This is a genomic window from Nocardioides sp. NPDC057577 (assembly GCF_042801335.1).
Lineage (GTDB): Bacteria > Actinomycetota > Actinomycetes > Propionibacteriales > Nocardioidaceae > Nocardioides.
The window spans coordinates 1-4870 of the sequence record NZ_JBHVGB010000273.1; the positions used below are offsets into that span (position 1 = coordinate 1).

At 71.1% G+C, this 4870-nt stretch carries 4 protein-coding genes, 1 pseudogene and 1 riboswitch; of the genes and pseudogenes, 4 read left to right on the forward strand and 1 reads right to left on the reverse strand.

The annotated features are described in order from the left end of the window. The first annotated feature begins 168 nt into the window (after positions 1 to 168). A complete protein-coding gene (locus ACFU7D_RS28645) occupies positions 169 to 1023 on the forward strand; it encodes an ion transporter (protein ID WP_378873653.1) in 855 nt (284 codons plus the stop codon). Here ACFU7D_RS28645 and ACFU7D_RS28650 read toward each other — a convergent pair. Beyond that, positions 1009 to 2175 (reverse strand): ABC transporter substrate-binding protein, encoded by a 1167-nt coding sequence (locus ACFU7D_RS28650; RefSeq protein WP_378873655.1) that lies wholly within the window; start codon positions 2173 to 2175, stop codon positions 1009 to 1011. The genes ACFU7D_RS28645 and ACFU7D_RS28650 overlap by 15 nt on opposite strands. A gap of 102 nt (positions 2176 to 2277) precedes the next feature. Beyond that, a riboswitch (cobalamin riboswitch) is annotated at positions 2278 to 2483 on the forward strand. A gap of 55 nt (positions 2484 to 2538) precedes the next feature. On the opposite strand from ACFU7D_RS28650, the pseudogene ACFU7D_RS28655 reads away from it, so the two are divergent. From ACFU7D_RS28655 to ACFU7D_RS28665, 3 genes and pseudogenes are all read left to right on the forward strand, one after another. Next, positions 2539 to 2727: pseudogene (locus tag ACFU7D_RS28655) on the forward strand (nitrite reductase); the annotation flags it as partial. 630 nt (positions 2728 to 3357) lie between these two features. Then, positions 3358 to 4026 carry a precorrin-8X methylmutase gene (locus ACFU7D_RS28660; RefSeq protein WP_378873659.1) on the forward strand — a complete coding sequence of 223 codons (669 nt, stop codon included), beginning with the start codon at positions 3358 to 3360 and terminating at the stop codon, positions 4024 to 4026. Beyond that, the coding region (locus tag ACFU7D_RS28665) for a precorrin-2 C(20)-methyltransferase (protein WP_378873657.1) at positions 4023 to 4870 on the forward strand (848 nt) is incomplete at its 3' end. The genes ACFU7D_RS28660 and ACFU7D_RS28665, both read left to right, overlap by 4 nt.

Below are 4870 nucleotides of genomic sequence, written 5' to 3' on the forward strand. Positions count from 1 at the left end.
GACCAACACGGTCCCATCGAGCGCGACCGGGGACCGTGTTGGTCTCGACACGCCTCCGCCTAGCGGCTCCGGCGGCTCGACCAGCGGGGGAGCGGCTCGACCAGCGGGGGAGCGGGGCGTCTGTGAGGGTGGGGCGACCCAGCCGATAGGCTCCGGCCGCTGTCACGGGTGGCTGTTTCACGGGAGGACATGACGCCGATGGGTTCGGGCAACATCTCGGTGCGCGGGCGGATCCGCGCGCTGGTCGATGACGACACGTTCCAGAAGGTGATCATCGGGGTGATCATCCTCAACGCGGTGGTCCTCGGCGTGGAGACGATGGTCCCCGAACATCTCGCCCACGAGCTGGCGCTGCTCGACAGCGTGCTCCTCGGGGTCTTCGTCGTCGAGCTGGTGCTGCGGCTGGTGGCGTACGGCCCCAGGTTCTTCCTCGACCCGTGGAACATCTTCGACACCGTGATCGTCGCGATCGCGCTGGTGCCCGCGACCGGACCGATGTCGGTGCTGCGGGCGCTGCGGATCCTGCGCGTGCTGCGCCTGGTCAACTCGGTCCCGTCCATGCGTCGCGTCGTCGACGGCCTGATCAAAGCGGTGCCGGGGATGGGCGCGGTCGCTGGGCTGCTGGGGCTGATGATGTACGTCGCGGTGGTCATCTCGACCAACCTCTACGGCTCGATCGCTCCGGAGTACTTCGGCGACCTCGGCACCAGTGCGTTCACGCTGTTCCAGACCATGACCGGGGAGGCCTGGCCCGACATCGCCCGCGAGGTGATGGCCGAGGACCCCTCCGCCTGGATCTTCTTCGTCGTCTTCATCCTGGTGATGACCTTCGCGGTCCTCAATCTCTTCCTCGCCGTGGTCGTCTCCGGCATGGAGAGCGTCGAGACTCTCGCCGAGCACGAGGAGGAGTCCGACGCCGAGATGATGGCCATCCTCACCTCGTTGCGCGAGGACCTCACCGCCGTACGCGAGGAGCTGGCCGCGACCCGGGCCGAGCTGCGGTCGGAGTCAGCTGCCCGGTGAGGTGATCTCCTGCAGGACCACGTTGCGGGGGCCGGCGGCAGTGCCCCTGACCACCCGCAGGAAGTAGGGCTGGTCGGGGTTGTGGTTGGGGTCGAAGGACCAGTTCCCGCGGGGGCTGACGATGGTGCCGACCGACCCGAGGGAGTCGGCGACCTCATTGCGGTTGACGTCGTCGGAGAGGCCGAGCGCCTTGTCGAGCGCGGCCGCGGCGTCGTAGGCCTGCACCGAGTAGACCGTCGGGGTGGCGTCGTACGCCTTGCGGTAGTCCTTCACGAAGGCGTCGTTCATCAGCGAGTCCATCGTGTCGCTGTAGTGCAGCGCGGTCCGCACGCCGGATGCCGCGCCGCCCAGCGCGGACAGCACGTCGCCCTCGGTGAGGAACCCCGGGCCGTAGAGCCGGATGCGCTTGGCCAGACCCGACTCGCGGTACTGCGTCACGAACGCCTCCGCCTCCTTCCCGGCATAGGCGGCGAAGATCGCGTCCGCGCCCGACTCCTTCACCTTGTCGAAGAGACCCGACCACTCCTCGGTCACCCCCGCCGGGGTGTAGCTCTGACCCGCCACGGTGCTGCCGGACGCCTCGAGGGCGATCATGAAGCTGTCGGAGAACTCATGACCGGTCGCGTCGTCGGAGCCGATGACGTACGCCGAGCCCCGGTCGGTCCCCTGGGCGACCGCCTTCCCGAGCGCGCTGCCCAGGTCCGTGTTGGTCGAGGACGTACGCCACAGGTAGTCGGACCCGTCGGCGAACCCGTCGGCACCGGCGCCGGTCACGATCAGCGGCGTCTCGCTGTTGATCGCCACGTCCTTGGCCGCCAGCGCCGTCTCCGAGCTCACCACCCCGACGACCGCCTGGACCTCGTCGTCCTGGATCAGCCTGGTCACCGCGGCGACGCCGATCTCGGTCCGGTCGCCCTCGTCGGCCTCGACGACGTCGATCAGCCGGCCGCCCAGCTTCCCGCCGTGCTGGTCGAGGTAGAGGTCGAAGCCCCGGGACATGTCGGTGCCGATCGACTTGTGGACGCCGGAGGTCGGCACCACCAGACCGATCGAGACCTTCGACTCCGAGGTCGTGGCGCAGGCCGTCAGGCTGAGTGCGAGCGCCGAGATGGGCGCGAGAACGAGCAGCTGCCGATGAACCGAGCCTGTCACGGGGGACTCCATCTGTGGGGTGGCGCCGGGAGGTTCCGAGTAGGCGAACCCTGGCACAACCGGCGGCCGGAGGGCGAGCAATTCGGTGCCGTGTCCGCAAGTGGGTAGTCTCGCCCTGCCAGTCGTACTCCATGCCTGATGGGGTCAGGGAACCCGGTGAAAGTCCGGGACTGACGCGCAGCGGTGAGGATGACGGGCGGGGCACGCACTCCTTCCGAGGAGGGCAGTCACTGGAGCCTGGCTCCGGGAAGGCGCTCCGCTCCGATCGATTCCGAGTCCGAAGACCTGCTGGCTCTGGCGGCATCCGCCGCCAGGTCACCACGTGCCCCGCGCAAGGGCACATGACGCAGAGCAGGTGTCCTGATGTCGCGAGTCCGAACCGACCGGTGCCCCGGAGTCGGTCGTCCGTGGGCGGCCGAGGACGGCCTGCTGGTGCGGCTGCGGCTGATCGGCGGGTCCGTCTCCTCCGCCGCGCTGCTCTCGCTGATCTCCGTGGCGGAGACCTACGGCGACGGACGGATCCATCTCACCGGCCGCGCCAACCTGCAGGTGCGCGGCCTGCCCTCCGTCGACGGCGCGCTCCCGGGTGAGGTGCTCACCGCGCTGAAGGCGACCGGTCTGGTGCCGGCGCAGACCCATGAGCTCGTACGCAACGTGATGGTCTCCCCGCAGACCGGGCTCGCCGGGGGACGGGCCGACCTGCGCGGCGTCGCGGCGTCGCTGGACAGGCTGCTGTGCGCCTCGCCCCGTCTGGCCGCGCTGCCGGGGCGGTTCCTCTTCGTGCTCGACGACGGCCGCGGCGACCTGGTCTCACGGGAGTGCGACCTGGGCGTGGTGGCGCTCTCCGCGGCTGAGGGTCAGCTCCGGGTCGGTGACTCGTGGGGGCCGGTCGTGCCGCTCGCCGAGGCCGCCTACCGGTTGGTCTCGCTCGCTGCCCGCTTCCTGGACGTACGCGGCGAGGGGCCGTCCGCGCCCTGGCATGTCGCCGAGCTCGACGCACCGATGGTCGAGCCGGTCGCAGCCGACGCCCGGGTGCCGGCGCCGGCCACGGAGCTCGGGTTCGGTGAGGTGCCCGGCGGCGAGCACGTCGGCTTTGCCGAGGGGACCCTGGACCGGGCGGCGGTCACGGCGCTGGCCGAGCGGGCGCCGGCTCTCGTGGTGACGCCGTGGCGCGGCGTACTCGTGCCCTCGCCGCAGGTCCGTCCGACCCGGCGCTACGACTACATCGACCAGGGTCCGGCGATCTACGTCGACTCCTTCGCGACCATCCGGCGCGAGGCCGACCTCTCCGCGGTCCCGGCCGACGCCGAGCGGCTCGCGGTGCGGATGATCCACGGCAGCGGGCAGGTCGACCTCGCCGCCGACCTGGTCATCCACCCCGGCCTGGTGAAGGCCGCGCGGAGTGCCCTGGAGGCCGGGGCGCCGATCCTGTGCGACGCGACGATGGTCGCGACCGGGGTCACGCGCAGCCGGCTCCCGCGTGCCAACGAGGTGCTCTGCATGCTCGGTGACGACCGGGTCCCGGAGCTGGCCCGGATGTGGGGGACGACCCGCACCGCCGCCGCGCTGTCCCTGTGGGAGCCCTACCTCGAGGGTGCGGTGGTCGCCATCGGCAACGCCCCGACGGCGCTCTTCCATCTGCTCGAGATGATCCTCGACGGCGGCCCGCGGCCGGCCGCGATCGTCGGCTGTCCGGTCGGCTTCATCGGCGCGGCCGAGTCCAAGGAGGCGCTCGCCTCGTTCGCCGCCGATCACGGGATCGACATCCCCTTCGTCACCGTCCGGGGTCGTCGTGGCGGCTCCGCGATGACCTCCTCCGCCCTCAACGCACTCGCCCAGGAGCAGGAATGAGCACTCCGATCCGTGGGAGCTTCACCGTCGTCGGGATCGGCCCGGGCGACCCCGAGCTGATCACCCTCAAGGCCGCCCGGCTGATCGGCGCGGCACCTGTGGTCGCCTACCACGCCGGGGTGCGCAAGCAGTCGCACGCCCGCCGGATCGCGTCCTCGCTGATCCCGGCGGAGGCGATCGAGGAGGAGCTGCGCTACCCGGTCACCACCGGGACCACCTCGCACCCGGGCGGCTATGTCGGGGCGATGGCCGAGTTCTACGAGTCCTGCGCGGTCCGACTCTCCGCTCACCTCGACGCCGGCCGCGACGTCGTCCTGCTCGCCGAGGGCGACCCGCTCTTCTACGGCTCCTCGATGTATCTCCACGACCGGTTCAAGGAGGTCTACGAGACCTCCGTCGTGCCGGGCGTGCCCGCCTTCGCAGCAGCCACCGCCGCGGTCTCCACCCCGCTGGTGCGCCAGACCGACGTGCTCACGGTCCTGCCGGGAACGCTGCCCGAGCCCGAGCTCGCCCGTCGGCTGGCCGACACCGAGGCGGCGATCATCATGAAGCTCGGCCGGACCTTCCCCGCGGTCCGTTCCGCGCTCGCGGCTGCCGGGCGGCTCGAGGGTGCCTGGTACGTCGAGCGTGCCTCGCAGCCCGAGGAGCGCTGGCTTCCGGTGGCCGACGTCGACCCGTCCTCCGTGCCGTACTTCTCCCTCATCGTGGTGACCGGCGACTCCGCCCCGACCCCGACTCCCGTCGGTCGAGCCTCCGCTCCCGTCGGTCGAGCCGCGAGCGCCAGCGAGCGTGTCGAGACCAACACGGTCACCTCCGCTCTCGATGGCACCGTGTTGGTCTCGAC